At 59.3% G+C, this 17,346-nt stretch carries 17 protein-coding genes; 16 read left to right on the top strand and 1 reads right to left on the bottom strand.

The annotated features are described in order from the left end of the window. Positions 1-51: 51 nt before the first annotated feature. Genes BLS51_RS14395 through BLS51_RS14385 form a run of 3 tightly spaced genes read left to right on the top strand, consistent with a single transcriptional unit; the run spans position 52 to position 3,966 of the window. On the top strand, positions 52-936 hold the full coding sequence (locus tag BLS51_RS14395) for a branched-chain amino acid ABC transporter permease (protein WP_090188592.1): 885 nt from the start codon (positions 52-54) through the stop codon (positions 934-936). Next, the gene (locus BLS51_RS14390) at positions 936-1,910 is read left to right on the top strand and encodes a branched-chain amino acid ABC transporter permease (protein WP_090188596.1); all 975 of its coding nucleotides are present in this window, start codon (positions 936-938) and stop codon (positions 1,908-1,910) included. Before BLS51_RS14395 ends, BLS51_RS14390 begins: the two co-directional genes overlap by 1 nt. Before the next feature lie 7 nt (positions 1,911-1,917). Then, positions 1,918-3,966 carry a 3-hydroxybutyrate oligomer hydrolase family protein gene (locus tag BLS51_RS14385; protein WP_090188600.1) on the top strand — a complete coding sequence of 683 codons (2,049 nt, stop codon included), beginning with the start codon at positions 1,918-1,920 and terminating at the stop codon, positions 3,964-3,966. Here the strand turns inward: BLS51_RS14385 and BLS51_RS14380 are convergent. After that, positions 3,963-5,129 carry an iron-containing alcohol dehydrogenase gene (locus tag BLS51_RS14380; protein WP_090188606.1) on the bottom strand — a complete coding sequence of 389 codons (1,167 nt, stop codon included), beginning with the start codon at positions 5,127-5,129 and terminating at the stop codon, positions 3,963-3,965. The genes BLS51_RS14385 and BLS51_RS14380 overlap by 4 nt on opposite strands. 124 nt (positions 5,130-5,253) lie before the next feature. Between BLS51_RS14380 and BLS51_RS14375 the strand changes: the two genes are divergently transcribed. From BLS51_RS14375 to atpD, 13 genes are all read left to right on the top strand, one after another. Beyond that, positions 5,254-6,018, top strand: a complete 765-nt coding sequence (locus BLS51_RS14375; RefSeq protein ID WP_090188610.1) for a sulfite exporter TauE/SafE family protein — start codon at positions 5,254-5,256, stop codon at positions 6,016-6,018. Between the two features lie 157 nt (positions 6,019-6,175). After that, complete coding sequence (gene mnmG, locus BLS51_RS14370) at positions 6,176-8,101, top strand: tRNA uridine-5-carboxymethylaminomethyl(34) synthesis enzyme MnmG (RefSeq protein WP_090188614.1); 1,926 nt, start codon at positions 6,176-6,178, stop codon at positions 8,099-8,101. Further along, positions 8,098-8,748: a 16S rRNA (guanine(527)-N(7))-methyltransferase RsmG gene (rsmG, locus tag BLS51_RS14365; protein WP_090188618.1), complete on the top strand. Its 651-nt coding sequence runs from the start codon at positions 8,098-8,100 to the stop codon at positions 8,746-8,748. The genes mnmG and rsmG overlap by 4 nt, the downstream gene beginning before the upstream one ends. Before the next feature lie 102 nt (positions 8,749-8,850). Continuing rightward, positions 8,851-9,621 carry a ParA family protein gene (locus BLS51_RS14360; protein ID WP_090188621.1) on the top strand — a complete coding sequence of 257 codons (771 nt, stop codon included), beginning with the start codon at positions 8,851-8,853 and terminating at the stop codon, positions 9,619-9,621. A 9-nt stretch (positions 9,622-9,630) separates the two neighbouring features. After that, positions 9,631-10,500 carry a ParB/RepB/Spo0J family partition protein gene (locus tag BLS51_RS14355; protein ID WP_090188626.1) on the top strand — a complete coding sequence of 290 codons (870 nt, stop codon included), beginning with the start codon at positions 9,631-9,633 and terminating at the stop codon, positions 10,498-10,500. 265 nt (positions 10,501-10,765) lie between these two features. Beyond that, positions 10,766-11,101, top strand: a complete 336-nt coding sequence (locus BLS51_RS14350) for an ATP synthase subunit I (protein ID WP_090188630.1) — start codon at positions 10,766-10,768, stop codon at positions 11,099-11,101. Between the two features lie 21 nt (positions 11,102-11,122). Continuing rightward, complete coding sequence (gene atpB / locus BLS51_RS14345) at positions 11,123-11,917, top strand: F0F1 ATP synthase subunit A (protein ID WP_090188634.1); 795 nt, start codon at positions 11,123-11,125, stop codon at positions 11,915-11,917. Between the two features lie 60 nt (positions 11,918-11,977). Continuing rightward, positions 11,978-12,256 (top strand): F0F1 ATP synthase subunit C, encoded by a 279-nt coding sequence (atpE, locus tag BLS51_RS14340; RefSeq protein ID WP_090188637.1) that lies wholly within the window; start codon positions 11,978-11,980, stop codon positions 12,254-12,256. Positions 12,257-12,298: 42 nt separating this feature from the next. Continuing rightward, on the top strand, positions 12,299-12,769 hold the full coding sequence (locus BLS51_RS14335) for a F0F1 ATP synthase subunit B (RefSeq protein WP_090188640.1): 471 nt from the start codon (positions 12,299-12,301) through the stop codon (positions 12,767-12,769). A 2-nt stretch (positions 12,770-12,771) separates the two neighbouring features. After that, on the top strand, positions 12,772-13,317 hold the full coding sequence (locus BLS51_RS14330; RefSeq protein ID WP_090188643.1) for a F0F1 ATP synthase subunit delta: 546 nt from the start codon (positions 12,772-12,774) through the stop codon (positions 13,315-13,317). A gap of 63 nt (positions 13,318-13,380) precedes the next feature. Next, positions 13,381-14,922: a F0F1 ATP synthase subunit alpha gene (gene atpA / locus BLS51_RS14325; RefSeq protein ID WP_090188646.1), complete on the top strand. Its 1,542-nt coding sequence runs from the start codon at positions 13,381-13,383 to the stop codon at positions 14,920-14,922. A gap of 61 nt (positions 14,923-14,983) precedes the next feature. Then, positions 14,984-15,859 (top strand): F0F1 ATP synthase subunit gamma, encoded by an 876-nt coding sequence (atpG, locus tag BLS51_RS14320; protein ID WP_090188650.1) that lies wholly within the window; start codon positions 14,984-14,986, stop codon positions 15,857-15,859. 30 nt (positions 15,860-15,889) lie between these two features. Continuing rightward, the gene (atpD, locus tag BLS51_RS14315; RefSeq protein WP_090188654.1) at positions 15,890-17,290 is read left to right on the top strand and encodes a F0F1 ATP synthase subunit beta; all 1,401 of its coding nucleotides are present in this window, start codon (positions 15,890-15,892) and stop codon (positions 17,288-17,290) included. Positions 17,291-17,346: the final 56 nt, after the last annotated feature.

The raw sequence follows: 17,346 nt of genomic DNA, 5'->3' as shown, positions 1-17,346 counted from the left end.
GTTATCCACCATCGCTCCCGCGCGGGCGGGAGCGGCTATTTGAGGATGCGCATGGAAATCTTCGGCTATCCCTTGCCCATGATTATGAGCCAGCTGCTGCTGGGCCTGGTCAACGGCTCGTTCTACGCGATGTTGTCGCTCGGCCTGGCGGTCATCTTCGGCCTGCTGAACGTGATTAATTTTTCCCACGGCGCGCTGTACATGATGGGCGCGTTCCTGGCGTGGATGGGCATCGAATATTGCGGCCTGAACTACTGGGCGATGCTGGTGCTGGCGCCGCTGATCGTCGGCGTGTTCGGCGTCGTCATCGAGAAGACCATGCTGCGCCACCTGTACAAGCTGGACCACCTGTACGGGCTGCTGCTGACCTTCGGCATCACATTGCTGGTGGAAGGCGTGTTCCGCTCGTTTTATGGCGTCTCCGGCCAGCCGTTCCAGGTGCCCGAGGCGCTGGCCGGCGCCACCGACCTCGGTTTCATGGTGATGCCGAATTATCGCGGCTGGGTGGTGCTGGCTTCGCTGGTGGTTTGCCTGTCCACCTGGTTCGTGATCGAGAAGACCAAACTGGGCGCTTATCTGCGCGCCGGCACCGAGAATCCCAAGCTGGTGGAAGCGTTCGGCATCAACGTGCCGCTGATGGTGACGCTGACCTATGGCTTCGGCGTCGCTTTGGCGGGCTTTGCAGGCGTTTTGGCGGCCCCAATCATCCAGGTGCAGCCCCTGATGGGTCAGAACCTGATTATCGTCGTATTCGCCGTTGTCGTGATCGGTGGCATGGGCTCGATCATGGGCTCGATCCTGACCGGGCTGGCGCTGGGTGTCATCGAGGGGCTGACCAAGGTGTTCTATCCGGAGTTTTCGTCGACCGTGGTGTTCCTGGTGATGGTAGTCGTACTGTTGCTGCGCCCGGCTGGCCTGTTCGGTAAGGAAAAATGATGAACAAGAAAATCGGCTACCTGATTGCCTTTGCGATTGCCGTGGCGGCGCCGTTTGTCGGCTACCCGGTGTTCCTGTCCAAGCTGCTGTGCTTCGCGCTGTTTGCCTGCGCCTTCAACCTGCTGATCGGTTTTACTGGCTTGCTGTCGTTCGGCCACGCGGCCTTCTTCGGCATGGCCGGTTACTTTGCCGGCAACGCGCTGAAGAACTGGGGCCTGCCGTTCGAGCTGGGCTTGCTGGTGGGCGTGGCCGCCGGCGCGCTGATCGGGCTGCTGATGGGAGCGCTGGCGATTCGCCGCCAGGGTATTTACTTCTCGATGATTACGCTGGCGCTGGCGCAGATGGTCTATTTCGGCGCGCTGCGGGCAGGGGAGTTCACCGGCGGTGAGGACGGCCTGCAAGGCGTTCCACGTGGAAGGTTGCTCGGCATGGTCGACCTCAGCAACGATACCACCTTGTATTTCGTCGTACTCGGCATCTGCGTGCTGGCGTTTGCGCTGATTGTGCGCACCGTGCATTCGCCGTTCGGCCAGGTACTGAAGGCGATCAAGGAAAACGAACCGCGCGCGATCTCGCTCGGCTATGACGTCGACAAGTACAAGCTGCTGGCCTTCGTATTGTCGGCGGCGCTGGCGGCGCTGGCCGGCGCCACCAAGACCGTGGTGCTAGGGTTTGAAACCTTGACCGATGTCCATTGGACGATGTCCGGCCTGGTTATCCTGATGACGCTGGTTGGCGGCATGGGCACGCTGGCCGGGCCGATGCTTGGCGCCATCATCATCATCGCGCTGGAAAACAAGCTGGGCGACTGGGGCACGCTGTTGGCCAATGTCACCGGCGTGGAGTGGTTTAACACCATCGGGGAAGCGGTCAACATGGTGGTTGGCCTGATCTTCATTATTTGTGTGCTGTCGTTCCGGCGCGGGATTATCGGTGAGTTCATCGCGCTGGCGGGAAAGAAGAAACCAGTGTGAGGACGCTATGCAAACCAACATCATTCTGCTGGCGCTGGCCGGCATCACCATCGCCGCCTGTGGCGCGCGGCACGAGAACGACGCTCCGGAAGAGCTGAACATCAAGCCGGGCTACCTCGGCGACATCAGCAGCAAAACTTACGACGGCGCCAGCGACGACCTGCTGACCGCCGGCCTGGGCAAGACCGGTCTGGCAGGCGCCGTGCCGGCCTATGCCGATCCCGCCAGTCCGACCGCTGCGGAACTGCGCCGTAACGCCATCCACGCCAATTACCGCGCCGTGCTGGATATCTCCGCCAACAGCGGCTACGGCACGCTGTACGGCCCGAATGTGGACGCGAAGGGCGTCGCCGGTGCGGGCGAGGGCAGGATCGCCGGCAGCGAATATCTGGCCTATGGCGATGGCAACGTGACGTTGATGGTGCAAGTGCCGGCCGGGTTCGACGTGAAAAATCCCTGCATCGTCACCGGCACGTCTAGCGGCTCGCGCGGCATTTATGGCGCCATCGGCAGCGCGGGCGAATGGGGCCTGAAGAACAATTGCGCAGTCGCCTACGCCGACAAGGGCAGCGGCACCGGCCTGTACACCTTTGACGACGACAGCGTGAACTTGCAGAGCGGTTTGCGCTCTACCCGCGCGGCAGCCGGCCAGAACGCCATTTTCGCACCCACGCTGAGCGATGCCGAGCGGAATGCATTTGCCTCTGCCTATCCGGGCCGCGTCGCCTTCAAGCACGCGCACTCGCAGCAGAATCCGGAAAAGGATTGGGGCAAGGCGACGCTGCAAGCGGTGGAGTTTGCCTTCTACGTGCTGAACGAAAAGTACGGCACGCTGGCGCGCGACAACAAAAGCCATATTATTGTGCTGACGCCAAAGAACACCATCACCATTGCCTCCAGCATCTCCAATGGCGCCGGCTCTGCCTTGCTGGCCGCCGAGCAGGACACCAAGGGCCTGATCACCGGCGTGGCCGCCAGCGAGCCGCAGATCCAGCCCAAATCCGCTAGCGGCTACACCGTGCGGCAGGGCGCGGCGGCGGTGACAGGGCAGGGCAAGTCGTTGTTCGACTATTCAACGTATGCGGCGCTGTACCAGCCATGTATCGCTGCCACCGCTGCCGCGCCTGGCCGATGCTCGGCGCTGGTCGCCAAAGGCTTGCTCAACGGCGGCGACCTGACCGCGCAGCAGACCGACGCCAAAGCGCGCCTCAAAGCCTACGGCTGGCTGGCCGACGCCGATGTGCTGCAAGCCGCGCACGCCGGCACCAACATCCTGGTCGCCGTCACGTATGCCTACGCTTACGGCAAATTTTCTGTGACAGACAAAGTATGTGGTTTTACATTTGCGCAGACTGATGCCACAGGTGCGCCAGTCGCGCTCACGGCAGCGCAGAAGGCGGCCAGCTTCGCCACGCAGAACGGCATTATCGGCAGCGTGGTGTATGAGGATTCGGTTGGCGGCGCAAAAGCTTATCCGTTTGGCGTATCGCCAAGCAATAGCCAGGCGGATCAGTCGCTGGATGGATTCCTGTGCTTGCGCTCGCTGGCGACTGGCGTGGATGCCGTGACCGGCGCTGCGCTGAGCGGCGCGCTCGCAACGCAAAGCGCACGCGTCCGCGCGGGTGTGGCCGAGGTGGCGGCAAGTGGCAACTTGAAGGGCAAGCCAGCCATCATTGTGCATGGGCGCAGCGATACGCTGATCCCGGTGAACTTTGCTTCGCGTGCTTATCTGGGACTGAACGCGTCGGTCGAAGGCAGCGCCAGCAAGCTGCGCTACATCGAAGTAAGCAACGCCAACCATTTCGATTCGTTTGCCAATGCGCTGCCGGCCAGTGTGGTGCCGCTGCATCTGTATCTGTTCCGCGCGCTGGACGCCATGCTGGCCAACCTGCGCAGCAGCGCCACACCGCTGCCGCCATCGCAAGTGGTACGGACGGTGACCCGGGTGGATAACACCACACCGATCACCGTCGCCAACCTGCCGCCGCTCGCCAGTGCGCCAGCCGCCGCTAATGTGATCTCGGTCAGCGGTACCACCGTGGCGGTGCCGGACTAAAGCGCAGCTGCGTAGATTGCCCTCGCGTCGTCGCGTGTGACGATCCGAGGGTTGTTGCCCAGCAGGCGGGTTTGCAGCATGGCGTCATCCGCCAGCCGGTCCAGGTCCGATTCCTTGATGCCTACCTGTTGCAGCGTGCGCTCGATGCCGGTGACCGTGGCGATTTGTTGCATCGCCATCGCCAATGCTTCCGCGCGTGCCTCCACCGAACCGCTGGCCGCCGGCACGACGATCTCCGCCAGCTCGGCATACAGCCCGGCCGCCTCGGGCGCATTGAAGCGCAACACGTGCGGCAGTACCAGCGAGTTTGATAATCCATGTGGCACGTGAAATATTCCGCCTATCGGGTAGGCCAGCGCATGCACGGCCGCTACCGGCGCGTTGGAGAATGCCTGGCCGGCCAGCATCGCGCCCAGCAGCATGGCTTGGCGGGCCGCCAAGTCCTTGCCGTTTTCGCAGACCGTAATCAGGTTGGCCGACAGCAGCTGTAACGCCTTGCACGCCAGGATATCCGACAGCGGGTTCTTCTTGTGCTTGCTGGTGTAGGCTTCGATCGCATGCACCATGGCGTCGATGCCGGTGGCGGCGGTGACTTGCGGCGGCAAGTCCAGCGTCAGTTCCGCGTCCAGCAATGCCAAATCGGCATAAAGCTGCGGCGCGACCACGCCCATCTTTGTGGTAGCGCCGGTGGTGACGATGGCGATGTTGGTGACTTCGGAGCCGGTGCCGGCGGTGGTTGGAATCTGTACCAGCGGTAGCCTCGCGCCCTTCACATTGCCGATGCCGTAGATGGCGCTGATAGGCTGCTCGCTGCCGGCCAGCACCGCGATCAGCTTGGCCACATCCATCGAACTGCCGCCGCCGAGGCCGATGACGATGTCGGTGCTGAACTTGCGGGCGGCGTCGACCGCTTCCAGCACTACCGACTCTGGCGGATCCGCCACGACCTTGGAATACACCTCGACCGCGAGGCCGGCCGCCCGCAGGCTGGCGGCCGGCCCATCCACCAGGCCGGTCTTCAGAAAGCCGGGATCGGTGACCAGCAGGGCACGCCTGGCGGCTGGAAAGCGCTGCGCGATATGCTCGCCGAGGCGCCCGGCAGCGCCCAGTTCGGAGACTATATTTGCGACGGTGCTGAAAGCAAAGGCAGGGAAATCAGTCATGACGCGGCATCCGTTCGGTAGTGAATTCTCCGATAAGCTTACCGCAACCCATGCCGGATGCGCATAAGCTAGCTCACATTTCTTCCGTACAATAGAGCCTTTGCACGTTGGGGATGGCGGGATCATGGTGGACTTTTGGGTGTTAGGAATTGCTGCGTTTGGCGCAGGGCTGGTCGATGCAGTGGTGGGCGGAGGAGGGCTGATCCAGCTACCGACCATGTTCACAGTGTTTCCCAATATGGCGCCGGCCACGCTGATCGGCACCAACAAGCTGGCCAGTATCTTCGGCACCAGCGTGGCGGCGGTCAGCTATGCGCGGCGGGTGGCGATTGCCTGGTCGGTGGCGACACCGGCAGCGATGGCGGCGCTGGTCTTCGCCTTTCTCGGTGCTTATACCGTCACGCATGTATCTGCCGATTTCATGCGTACCGCGCTGCCCGTGGTGCTGGTGCTGGTGGCCATCTACACCTTCGCCAAAAAGGACTTCGGCAGCGTCCACGCGCCTATCCATACCGGGGCCAGGGAGCAGTCGCTGGCGCTGGTGGTCGGCGCGGCCATCGGTTTCTATGACGGCTTCTTCGGCCCAGGCACTGGCAGCTTCTTGGTGTTCCTGTTTGTGCGCGTGTTTGGCTTCGACTTTCTCGGTGCATCGGCGGTGGCCAAGATCGTCAACGTCGCGTGTAACTTTGCCGGGCTGGTGTGGTTCGGCTACGCCGGCCACCTGATCTGGCAGCTTGGACTGACCATGGCTGTGTGTCAGATTGCCGGCTCGTTGATCGGCTCGCGGATGGCAATGAAGCATGGCAGCGGCTTCGTACGGAAGTTGTTCCTGGTTGTGGTGTCGGTGCTGATTGTCAAAACTGGCTACGACGCATGGTTGCGTTGGTGAACTGTTCCACGTGAAACAATGCGGAAAGGGCACTTCGGTGTCCTTTTTTTATTGTTTCACGTGGAACACAACAAAGAATATTTTTGCCTAAAAAAGTCGCAGCACCAAAAAAACTCTATAATTTGACCTTGATCCCTTCGCTTTAAAGTTCTCCACCATGTTATTCCCTACCAAATTCGACGTCATCGTTGTTGGCGGCGGTCATGCCGGCACCGAAGCAGCGCTTGCTTCTGCTCGTATGGGCCAGAAGACGCTGCTGCTCACCCACAATATTGAGACGCTGGGTCAGATGTCGTGCAATCCCTCCATCGGCGGTATCGGCAAAGGCCATCTGGTCAAAGAAGTCGATGCGCTGGGCGGCGCCATGGCGATCGCCACCGATGAATCGGGTATCCAGTTCCGCATTCTGAATTCCTCCAAAGGCCCTGCCGTGCGCGCGACCCGCGCCCAGGCCGACCGTATCCTGTACAAAGCCGCGATCCGTTCGCGCCTGGAAAACCAGCCCAACCTGTGGCTGTTCCAGCAGGCTGTTGACGACCTGATGGTGGAGGGCGAGCGCGTCGTCGGCGCTGTCACCCAGATCGGTCTGAAGTTCCTGGCGCCAGCCGTGGTGCTGACTGCTGGTACTTTCCTCGACGGGAAGATCCACGTTGGCCTGAACAATTACTCGGGTGGCCGTGCAGGCGATCCGCCAGCCGTGTCGCTGTCCGCGCGCCTGAAAGAACTGAAGCTGCCGCAAGGCCGCCTGAAGACTGGCACGCCGCCGCGCATCGATGGCCGCAGCATCGACTTCACGCAAATGGCCGAACAGCCGGGCGATCTGGACCCGGTGCCAGTGTTCTCGGTAATGGGCAACACTGCCATGCATCCTGAGCAGATGCCTTGCTGGGTGACGCACACCAACCAGAAAACCCACGACATCATCCGTGGCGGCCTGGACCGCAGCCCGATGTACACAGGCGTGATTGAAGGTGTCGGGCCGCGTTACTGCCCGTCGATTGAAGACAAGATTCATCGCTTCTCGTCCAAGGAATCGCACCAGATTTTCCTGGAACCGGAAGGCTTGACGACGCACGAATTCTATCCAAACGGCATCTCCACCAGCCTGCCATTTGATGTGCAGATCGAACTGGTCCGCTCGATGAAAGGCCTGGAAAACGCGCACATCCTGCGTCCGGGCTACGCTATTGAATACGATTATTTCGACCCGCGCGGCCTGAAGGCATCGCTGGAAACCAAGGCCATCAGCGGCCTGTTCTTCGCCGGCCAGATCAATGGCACCACTGGTTACGAAGAGGCGGCGGCGCAAGGTCTGCTGGCCGGCGTCAACGCCGCGCTGCAAACCCAGGGCAAGGAAGCCTGGACGCCAGCGCGCTCGGAAGCCTATCTGGGCGTGATGGTGGACGACCTCGTCACGCAAGGCGTGATGGAGCCGTACCGCATGTTCACCAGCCGTGCCGAGTATCGTCTGAGCCTGCGCGAAGACAATGCCGACATGCGCCTGACCGAGATCGGCCGCAAGCTGGGCGTGATCGGCGACGCGCAGTGGGAAGCCTTCGACCGCAAACGCGAATCGGTGGCGCGCGAACTGGAGCGTCTGCGTTCCACGTGGGTGCATCCACGCATCCTGGAAGCTGCCGAATCGGAGCGTGTGATTGGCCAGGCCATCGAGCGGGAGTATTCGCTGGCCGATCTGCTGCGTCGTCCAGGCGTCGAGTACGACAAGCTGATGACGCTGAAAGGCGCCGACGGCCGCGAGTTGGCTGGCCCTGGCGAGACTGATGAAGCAGTCAAGGAACAGATCGAAATCCAGCTCAAGTATTCAGGCTATATCGATCGTCAGACGCGCGAAGTCGAGCGTCACGAGCACTATGAAAACCTGAAACTGCCGGAGAATTACAACTACCTGGACATCACCGCGTTGTCGGTGGAGGTGCGGCAAAAGCTGCATGCGCAGCGCCCGGAAACGCTGGGTCAGGCATCGCGTATTTCGGGCGTCACGCCAGCGGCGATTTCGCTGCTGCTGGTGCATCTGAAGAAAGCCGGTTTCGGTGGATTTGTACAGAAAGATGAGGCGGCATGAAGGTGTTTGACCGTGGCGTAATCGCGGATGTTTTGAAACAAGGCATCAATCAGCTGCCGCTGGCGCTGAGCGAGGCACAGGTAGAAAAGCTGCTGGACTACCTGGCCCTGCTGAACAAGTGGAATTCGGTCTACAACCTGACCTCGGTGCGCGATCCACTGGAAATGGTGAGGCTGCACCTGCTGGATTCATTGGCGGCAGTACCGGCCTTTGCCGGTGCAGCCAATGTGCTGGACGTAGGGGCAGGGGGCGGACTGCCGGGCATGGTGCTGGCGATCAGCCGCCCGGACATGAAAGTGTCGATGATCGATACGGTGCACAAGAAGACCGCCTTCCTCAATCAGGTGAAGGCGGAGCTGGGATTGAGCAATGTGACGGTGTACACGAAGAAGGTGCAGGAGCTGGAAGTGAAGACGAAATTCGACGTCATCACCTCCAGGGCGTTCGCAGACCTGTCGGACTTCGTCAACTGGTCCGGGCACCTGCTGGCAGAGGGCGGGCAATACATCGCCTTGAAAGGTACGGCGCCAGCAGAGGAGCGAGAGCGACTGCCAGCACCATGGAAAGTGCAGAAACTGGAGCCTTTGACGGTTCCGGGGCTGGACGCAGAGCGCCATCTGGTATTTATCCAGGCAGAAACAGAATAAACGGTTTATACGGTATAAATGGTTTATATCATATAAATAGTATAAATCGTTTATATCGTTTATACCGTATAAATCAAAAGCAACAACACACATAAGAATTACATGGCAAAAATTTTTTGCGTAGCAAATCAAAAGGGCGGCGTAGGCAAAACCACCACCACCGTTAATCTCGCAGCCGGTCTGGCAAAACTGAACCAGCGCGTGCTGCTGGTCGATCTTGACCCGCAGGGCAACGCCACGATGGGCGCAGGCATCAACAAGGCCGGGCTGAAGTCCTCGACCTATGAGGTGATGCTGGGCACAGCCGATGTGGCTGCGGCGCGTCAGCGTTCCGAGCCGGGACAGTTCGACGTGCTGCCATCCAACCGTGAATTGGCCGGCGCCGAAGTCGAGATGGTGGAACTGGACAACCGCGAGCGCCGCCTGAAGGAAGCGCTCGCGCTGGTGGATAAGGAGTACGATTTCATCCTGATCGACTGCCCGCCGGCGCTGTCGATGCTGACGCTGAACGGCCTGTGCGCCGCGCACGGCGTGATCATCCCGATGCAGTGCGAGTACTACGCGCTGGAAGGCCTGTCCGACCTGGTCAACACCATCAAGAAGGTGCACGCCAATCTGAACCCGGACCTGAAGATCATCGGCCTGCTGCGCGTGATGTTCGATCCGCGTATGACGCTGTCGCAGCAGGTGTCGGCGCAACTGGAGCAGCACTTCGGCGACAAAGTCTTCAAGACCATCATCCCGCGCAACGTACGCCTGGCCGAAGCGCCATCGTATGGCGTGCCGGGTGTCACCTTCGATCCGACCTCCAAGGGTGCGCAGGCGTATATCGCCTTCGGCGCCGAGATGGTCAAGCGCATCAAGAAAATGTAAGGCAATCACATGGCAACCAAAAAACTCAAAGGCCTGGGTCGCGGCCTGGACGCGCTGCTGGGCGGCGACGGCGACATGAACACGGCGGATGCAAACACGCCATCGGAACTGAAGGTCACGCAGATGCAGGCTGGTAAATACCAGCCGCGCACCCGCATGGACGAGGGCGGCCTGCAGGAGCTGGCCGCATCGATCAAGACCCAGGGCATCATGCAGCCCATCCTGGTGCGCCCGGTCGGCAAGGACAAATACGAAATCATTGCCGGCGAGCGCCGCTTCCGCGCCGCACAGCTGGCTGGATTAGAGGTGCTGCCGGTACTGGTGCGGGATGTTGACGACCAGGCCGCCGCCGCGATGGCGCTGATCGAAAACATGCAGCGCGAGGATCTGAATCCGCTGGAGGAAGCGCAAGGCATCCATCGCCTGATCACCGACTTCGCCTTCACGCATGAACAGGCGGCCAACGCGGTCGGCCGTTCGCGCAGCGCAGTGTCGAACCTGCTGCGTCTGATGAATCTGGCAAGCACGGTACAAACCATGCTGATGGCCGGCGATATCGACATGGGCCACGCGCGCGCGCTGCTGGCGGTGGACGCCGCAAACCAGATCAACCTGGCCAACACGGTGGTTGCAAAAAGGTTATCGGTACGCGAAACCGAGAAACTGGTGACAAAAACCCTGGAAGAACTGAAATCGTCGCCGAAAGAAGCGCGCGCCAAGGAAAAGTCCGGTGACATCACGCGTCTGGAAGAAGAACTGTCGGACAAGCTGGCCACCCCGGTCGTCTTCAAGATGGGCGCCAAAGGCCGTGGCCAGATGATCATCGACTTCGCCGACCTCGACATCCTCGACGGCGTCCTCGCCCGCCTCCGCGCCTAACCCCAATCCGGGGTCAGTTCTGCCAAATGTACATGAGCTCGTGTACGTTTGGCAGAACTGACCCCGGATTTCTATCTGATTCCAACTTGGTGCAAAGACGGCGGAAATGTTTCTAAAAGCGTCTCATTCGTGCACTAAATGCTCTGCTGCGGTGCAGCATGTTTGACGTGATACATGAAAGACACATATAATCACGCGTCTTTGGAGTTTAATCGGTTTTTAAGGGGGCTCGACAGTGAGTAGTTCGACGAGCGCCGTGAAGCCGATGTTCCGAGTCGTCGCCCTCCAGTTCGCTATCTGCACTGGATTTGCCTTGCTCGCCTGGAATATTGGCGGAGTTAACCAAGCTTGGTCGGCCGCCTATGGCGGAGCAATCGCAGTCATCGGGAGCCTGATGTACGCGATGATTGTTGCGCGCGGATCAAATGACGCCAAGAAAGTTTTTCGCGCGCACGTGCGTGCAGAAGCGACAAAGATTTTTATCACGATTGTGCTGTTTGTTTTAGCACTTGTGATGTTTCAGTCGGCCTCATGGTTATGGCTGATCTTGGGTTTCGCGGTGGCAACCTTGGCTTACTGGTTTTCACTGCTCGCAATTTAATCACCAAAATCTTATATTTTTATGACCACTGAAAACGTCGGGCACGAAGCGCCCACTAATATCGAATACATTCAGCACCACTTAAGCCACCTGAAATCGGCTGACGGCATGTTTAACCTGGACACGTTCTGGGTTTCGGCCATTCTGGGCCTGGTTTTCCTCGGCGTGTTCTACATGGCCTCGCGCCGCGCCACCGCTGGCGTGCCAGGCAAGCTGCAAAACTTCGTCGAAGCCGTGATGGAACTGGTCAACGACGTGGTGAATTCGGCTTTCCACGCCAAGAGCAAGGTCATCGCGCCGCTGGCGATCACCATTTTCTGCTGGGTCTGGCTGCTGAACGCGATGGACTTCCTGCCGGTCGACCTGCTGCCTAAAATCCTGAGCTTCTTTGGCGTCCACAAGCTGCGCGTCGTGCCGACCGCCGACGTCAACCACACTTTCGGCATGTCGTTTGGCGTCATGCTGTGCATTATTGGTTTCTCGATCAAAGCCAAGGGTCTGGGCGGCTGGGGTAAAGAGCTGCTGACCGCGCCGTTCCACGCGCATGGCTTCATGGCCATCATCCTGGCGCCGGTCAACCTGGCTTTCCAGTTGATCGAGTTGCTGGCCAAGCCACTGTCGCTGTCGCTGCGTTTGTTCGGCAATATGTATGCCGGCGAACTGCTGTTCATCCTGATCGCTCTGCTGCCATGGTGGGCACAGTGGCTGCTCGGTGGTCCGTGGGTGATCTTCCACATTCTGGTGGTGACCCTGCAAGCGTTTGTGTTCATGGCGCTGACGGTTGTGTATCTGGCCATTGCGGTTGAGAAGCACTAATTCTTTCGTTTTTAACTTTTTAGTATCTGTAGTCTTTTTTAAATCTTAGGAGAAATTTCAATGCAAGCTCTGATCGCACAAGTACAAAGCATGACCGTTCTGGCAGCCGCTATCATCATCGGCCTGGCCGCTATCGGTACCGCTCTGGGTTTCGCCATTCTGGGCGGTAAATTCCTGGAAGCTTCGGCTCGTCAACCAGAACTGATGCCACAACTGCAAACCAAACTGTTCGTTATCGCTGGTCTGCTGGATGCGATCTCGATGATCGGCGTTGGTATCGCTCTGCTGTACACCTTCAGCAACCCATTCCTGGCCGCTCTGCAAACCGTCGCTCAGTAATCTGCTCCACCCTAGGAGAAACTTTTAGTTAGGAGCATAGGTATGGACATCAATATGTCTCTTCTCGGCCAGATGATCACCTTCGCGGTGTTGGTCTGGGTCTCGATGAAGTTCGTATTTCCATCGCTGAACGCAGCGCTGGATGAGCGTGCCAAGCGCATCGCCGATGGTCTGGCCGCTGCCGACCAGGGCCAGCAAGCCATGGTGGTCGCTGAGAAGCGTGCCGCCGAAGCGCTGTCCGGTGCACGCGAAGAAGCTTCGCAACGCGTTGCCGACGCTGAAAAGCGCGCGCAACTGGTAGCGGAAGAAATCAAAGCGAATGCACAAGCAGAAGCCGGTCGCATCATTGCGCAAGCTAAAGCTGAAGCCGAGCAGCAACTGGCGACGGCGCGCGAAGCGCTGCGCGCTCAGGTGGCTGACCTGGCTGTGAAGGGCGCCGAGCAAATCCTCAAGCGCGAAGTCAACGCTTCGGCCCACGCCGAACTGTTGTCGCGCCTGTCTGTCGAGCTGTAATCATGGCAGAAAACGCAACCGTCGCCCGTCCCTACGCGGAAGCTTTGTTCCGCGTAGCCCAAGCAGGTAAGGAATCGTTCACCCTCGCGGCGTGGTCCGAGCTGGTCGCCGAACTGGCGCAGATCGGTGCCCACCCCGAGGTGCAAGCATTCGCCCGCAACCCGAAAGCGTCGGCCAGCGATATCGTCGCCGCCATCACGGCCCTGGTGAAATCGCCGTTGAACACGGAAGCGAAAAACTTCCTGTCGATGCTGGTCGAAAACGGCCGTATCAGTCTGCTGCCGGAAATCGGCGCGCAATTCCACGCGTTGAAAAACGCCACGGAAGGCGCGGCAGACGCGGAAGTTACCAGCGCCTTTGAGCTGAGCGCCGCGCAAGTGAGCGAACTGGTCGCTACGTTGGAAAAGAAATTCAGCCGCAAGCTGAACCCGGTCGTGACCGTGGACCCAGCGTTGATCGGTGGCGTGCGCGTGGTGGTTGGCGATGAAGTGCTGGACACTTCGGTCCGCGCCAAGCTGCAGCAAATGCGTGTTGCACTGGTCGCGTAACTGCGCGCTTAGAACAGATTCTTCATCTCGCGCAAGCTGAGAGAAACACTTTTAGGAGTTAGTATGCAACTCAACCCATCTGAAATCAGCGAGCTGATCAAGAGCCGTATCGAAGGCCTTGATGGTGGCGCTGAAGTACGTAACCAAGGCACGGTCATTTCCGTCGCCGACGGTATCGTCCGCATCCACGGTCTGTCGGACGTGATGCAAGGCGAGATGCTGGAATTCCCAGGCAACACCTTTGGCCTGGCAATGAACCTGGAGCGTGACTCGGTCGGTTCCGTTATTCTGGGTGCTTACGAGCACATCTCGGAAGGCGACACCGTCAAGACCACCGGCCGCATCCTGGAAGTTCCAGTCGGTCCTGAACTGCGTGGCCGCGTGGTCAACGCACTGGGCCAGCCTATCGACGGCAAAGGCGCCATCGACGCCAAGCTGACCTCGCCTATCGAAAAAATCGCGCCAGGCGTTATCGCCCGTGAGTCCGTATCGCAACCGATGCAGACCGGCCTGAAATCGATCGACGCGATGGTACCAATTGGCCGTGGCCAGCGTGAGCTGATCATTGGCGACCGTCAAACCGGTAAATCGGCAGTTGCGGTTGATGCGATCATCAACCAAAAAGGCCAGGGCATGACGTGCATCTACGTTGCAATCGGCCAAAAAGCTTCGACCATCAAGAACATCGTGCGCTCGCTGGAAGAGCACGGCGCGCTGGAGTACACCATCGTGGTGGCCGCCTCGGCATCGGAATCGGCTGCGATGCAGTACATTTCGGCCTACTCGGGCTGCACCATGGGCGAATACTTCCGCGACCGCGGTGAAGATGCGCTGATCGTCTACGATGACCTGTCGAAGCAAGCTGTTGCTTATCGTCAGATCTCGCTGCTGCTGCGCCGTCCACCAGGCCGCGAAGCTTACCCAGGCGACGTGTTCTACCTGCACAGCCGTCTGCTGGAACGCGCAGCCCGCGTTAACGCTGACTATGTGTCGGCCTTCACCAACGGCGCTGTGACCGGCAAAACCGGCTCGCTGACCGCGCTGCCGATCATCGAAACCCAAGCGGGTGACGTCTCGGCCTTCGTGCCGACCAACGTGATTTCGATTACCGACGGTCAGATCTTCCTGGAAACTTCGCTGTTCAACGCTGGTATCCGTCCTGCGATTAACGCCGGTATCTCGGTGTCGCGCGTTGGTGGTGCTGCCCAGACCAAGGTCATCAAAAACCTGTCCGGCGGTATCCGTACCGACCTGGCACAGTACCGTGAACTGGCTGCGTTCGCGCAGTTCGCTTCGGACCTGGACGAATCGACCCGTAAGCAGCTGGACCGCGGCGCCCGCGTGACCGAACTGCTGAAACAGAAACAGTATTCGCCACTGTCGATCTCCCTGATGGCCGCTTCGCTGTTCGCAGTGAACAAGGGCTTCCTGGATGATGTCGAAGTCAAGAAAGTGCTGTCGTTCGAAGCCGGCCTGCATGCTTACCTGAAAACCAAGCAAGCTGATCTGCTGTCGAAGATTGAGTCGTCGAAGCAACTGGACAAAGACGGCGAAGCTGCGCTGTCGGCCGCTGTTGCTGACTTCAAGAAATCCGGCGCATTTTAAGCATAACGGCGACCAAGGTTACACACCGGGGTCGCCATCTGCGCAGAAGGAGTAAGGACTCATGGCAGTAGGCAAAGAGATACGTGGCAAGATCAAAAGCGTAGAAAATACGAAGAAGATCACCAAGGCGATGGAAATGGTCGCCGCATCGAAAATGCGCAAAGCGCAGGATCGCATGCGCGCCGCCCGTCCCTACAGTGAAAAGATTCGCAACATCGCTGCTAATCTGGCCAATGCAAATCCAGAATACACGCACCCGTTCCTGGCTGATGAAGCCAAGGAAACGGCCAAGGCGATTGGTTTCATCGTGGTCACGACCGACAAGGGTCTGTGCGGCGGCATGAACACCAATATCCTGCGTATGGTGACGAACAAATCGCGCGAGCTGGAAGCAGCCGGCAACAAGATTGCCGCCGTTGCGATTGGTAATAAAGGTTTGGGTTTCCTGAATCGCGTTGGCGTTCCAGTGGTGGCGCAAGTCACCCAGATCGGCGACACCCCGCACCTGGAAAAACTGATCGGTCCCGTCAAGGTCATGCTGGAAAAATTCCAGAGTGGCGAGGTCGATGCGGTTTACATCTGCTACACCAAGTTCATCAACACGATGAAACAGGAACCGGTAGTGCAGCAATTGCTGCCGCTGCCAGCTGCAACCAAACAGGCTGACGCAGGTAATCACAACTGGGATTACATCTACGAGCCGGATGCAGCAACTGTCATCGACGAACTGCTGGAGCGCTATGTAGAAGCGCTGGTGTACCAGTCGGTGGCGGAAAACCTGGCGTCCGAGCAATCGGCGCGGATGGTGGCGATGAAGGCGGCAAGCGACAACGCAGGTAGTGTGATCGGTGAATTGAAACTGATCTACAACAAGACCCGCCAAGCCGCGATTACCAAAGAACTCTCCGAAATCGTCGCCGGTGCGGCAGCGGTTTAAACGAATTTAACTATATTTGAAGGAACGAACATGGCTGATGGCAAAATCGTTCAGTGTATCGGCGCGGTGGTTGACGTTGAGTTTCCACGCAACGCGATGCCCAAGGTATTTGATGCCTTGAAGATGGAAGGCTCCGAGCTGACGCTGGAAGTACAACAACAACTGGGTGACGGTATCGTGCGTACCATCGCTCTGGGTTCGTCGGACGGTCTGCGTCGCGGCATGCAAATCCAGAACACCGGCAAACCAATCATGGTGCCAGTGGGCAAAGCGACCCTGGGTCGTATCATGGACGTGCTGGGCAACCCGATCGACGAATGCGGCCCGGTCGCTCACGACCAGATCGCTTCGATCCACCGCGCTCCACCAGCTTACGATGAGCTGTCGCCATCGCAAGACCTGCTGGAAACCGGCATCAAGGTGATTGACCTGGTCTGCCCGTTCGCCAAAGGCGGTAAGGTTGGCCTGTTCGGTGGCGCCGGCGTCGGCAAGACCGTGAACATGATGGAACTGATCAACAACATCGCTAAAGCACACTCGGGTCTGTCCGTGTTTGCTGGTGTGGGTGAGCGTACCCGTGAAGGTAACGACTTCTACCACGAGATGGCTGATGCGAAAGTGGTCGATCTGGAAAACCCGGAGAACTCCAAAGTCGCGATGGTTTACGGTCAGATGAATGAACCACCAGGCAACCGTCTGCGCGTCGCGCTGACCGGTCTGACCATGGCGGAAGCGTTCCGTGATGAAGGCAAAGACGTTCTGTTCTTCGTCGACAACATCTACCGCTTCACGCTGGCCGGTACCGAAGTATCCGCACTGCTGGGCCGTATGCCTTCCGCAGTGGGTTACCAGCCGACGCTGGCCGAAGAAATGGGCCGTCTGCAAGAGCGCATCACCTCGACCAAAACCGGTTCGATCACCTCGATCCAGGCCGTCTACGTGCCAGCGGATGACTTGACCGACCCGTCGCCAGCCACCACCTTCGGTCACCTGGATTCGACCGTCGTTCTGTCGCGTGACATCGCCTCGCTGGGTATCTACCCTGCGGTCGATCCACTGGACTCGACCTCGCGTCAGCTGGACCCGCTGGTCGTCGGCCAAGAGCACTACGACACCGCGCGCGCTGTTCAGGGCACCCTGCAGCGCTACAAGGAACTGCGTGACATTATCGCGATTCTGGGTATGGACGAGCTGGCTCCGGAAGACAAACTGCTGGTCGCACGTGCACGTAAGATGCAGCGTTTCCTGTCGCAGCCATTCCACGTGGCTGAAGTGTTCACCGGCGCGCCTGGTAAGTACGTGTCGCTGAAAGACACCATCAAGGGCTTCAAGATGATCGCCTCGGGCGAACTGGATCACCTGCCAGAGCAAGCGTTCTACATGGTCGGCACGATCGAAGAAGCTATCGAAAAAGCCAAGAAGCTCAACTAATTAGTTGAGTTGTTCGATCCCGCTGCAAGGCGGGATCGTTCCACCCGATAGGACAC

The organism is Duganella sp. OV510, from assembly GCF_900100205.1.
Classification (GTDB): Bacteria; Pseudomonadota; Gammaproteobacteria; order Burkholderiales; family Burkholderiaceae_D; genus Rugamonas.
Note: the sequence above shows the minus strand (reverse complement) of the source record. Positions and strands in the feature narration are given on the sequence as shown.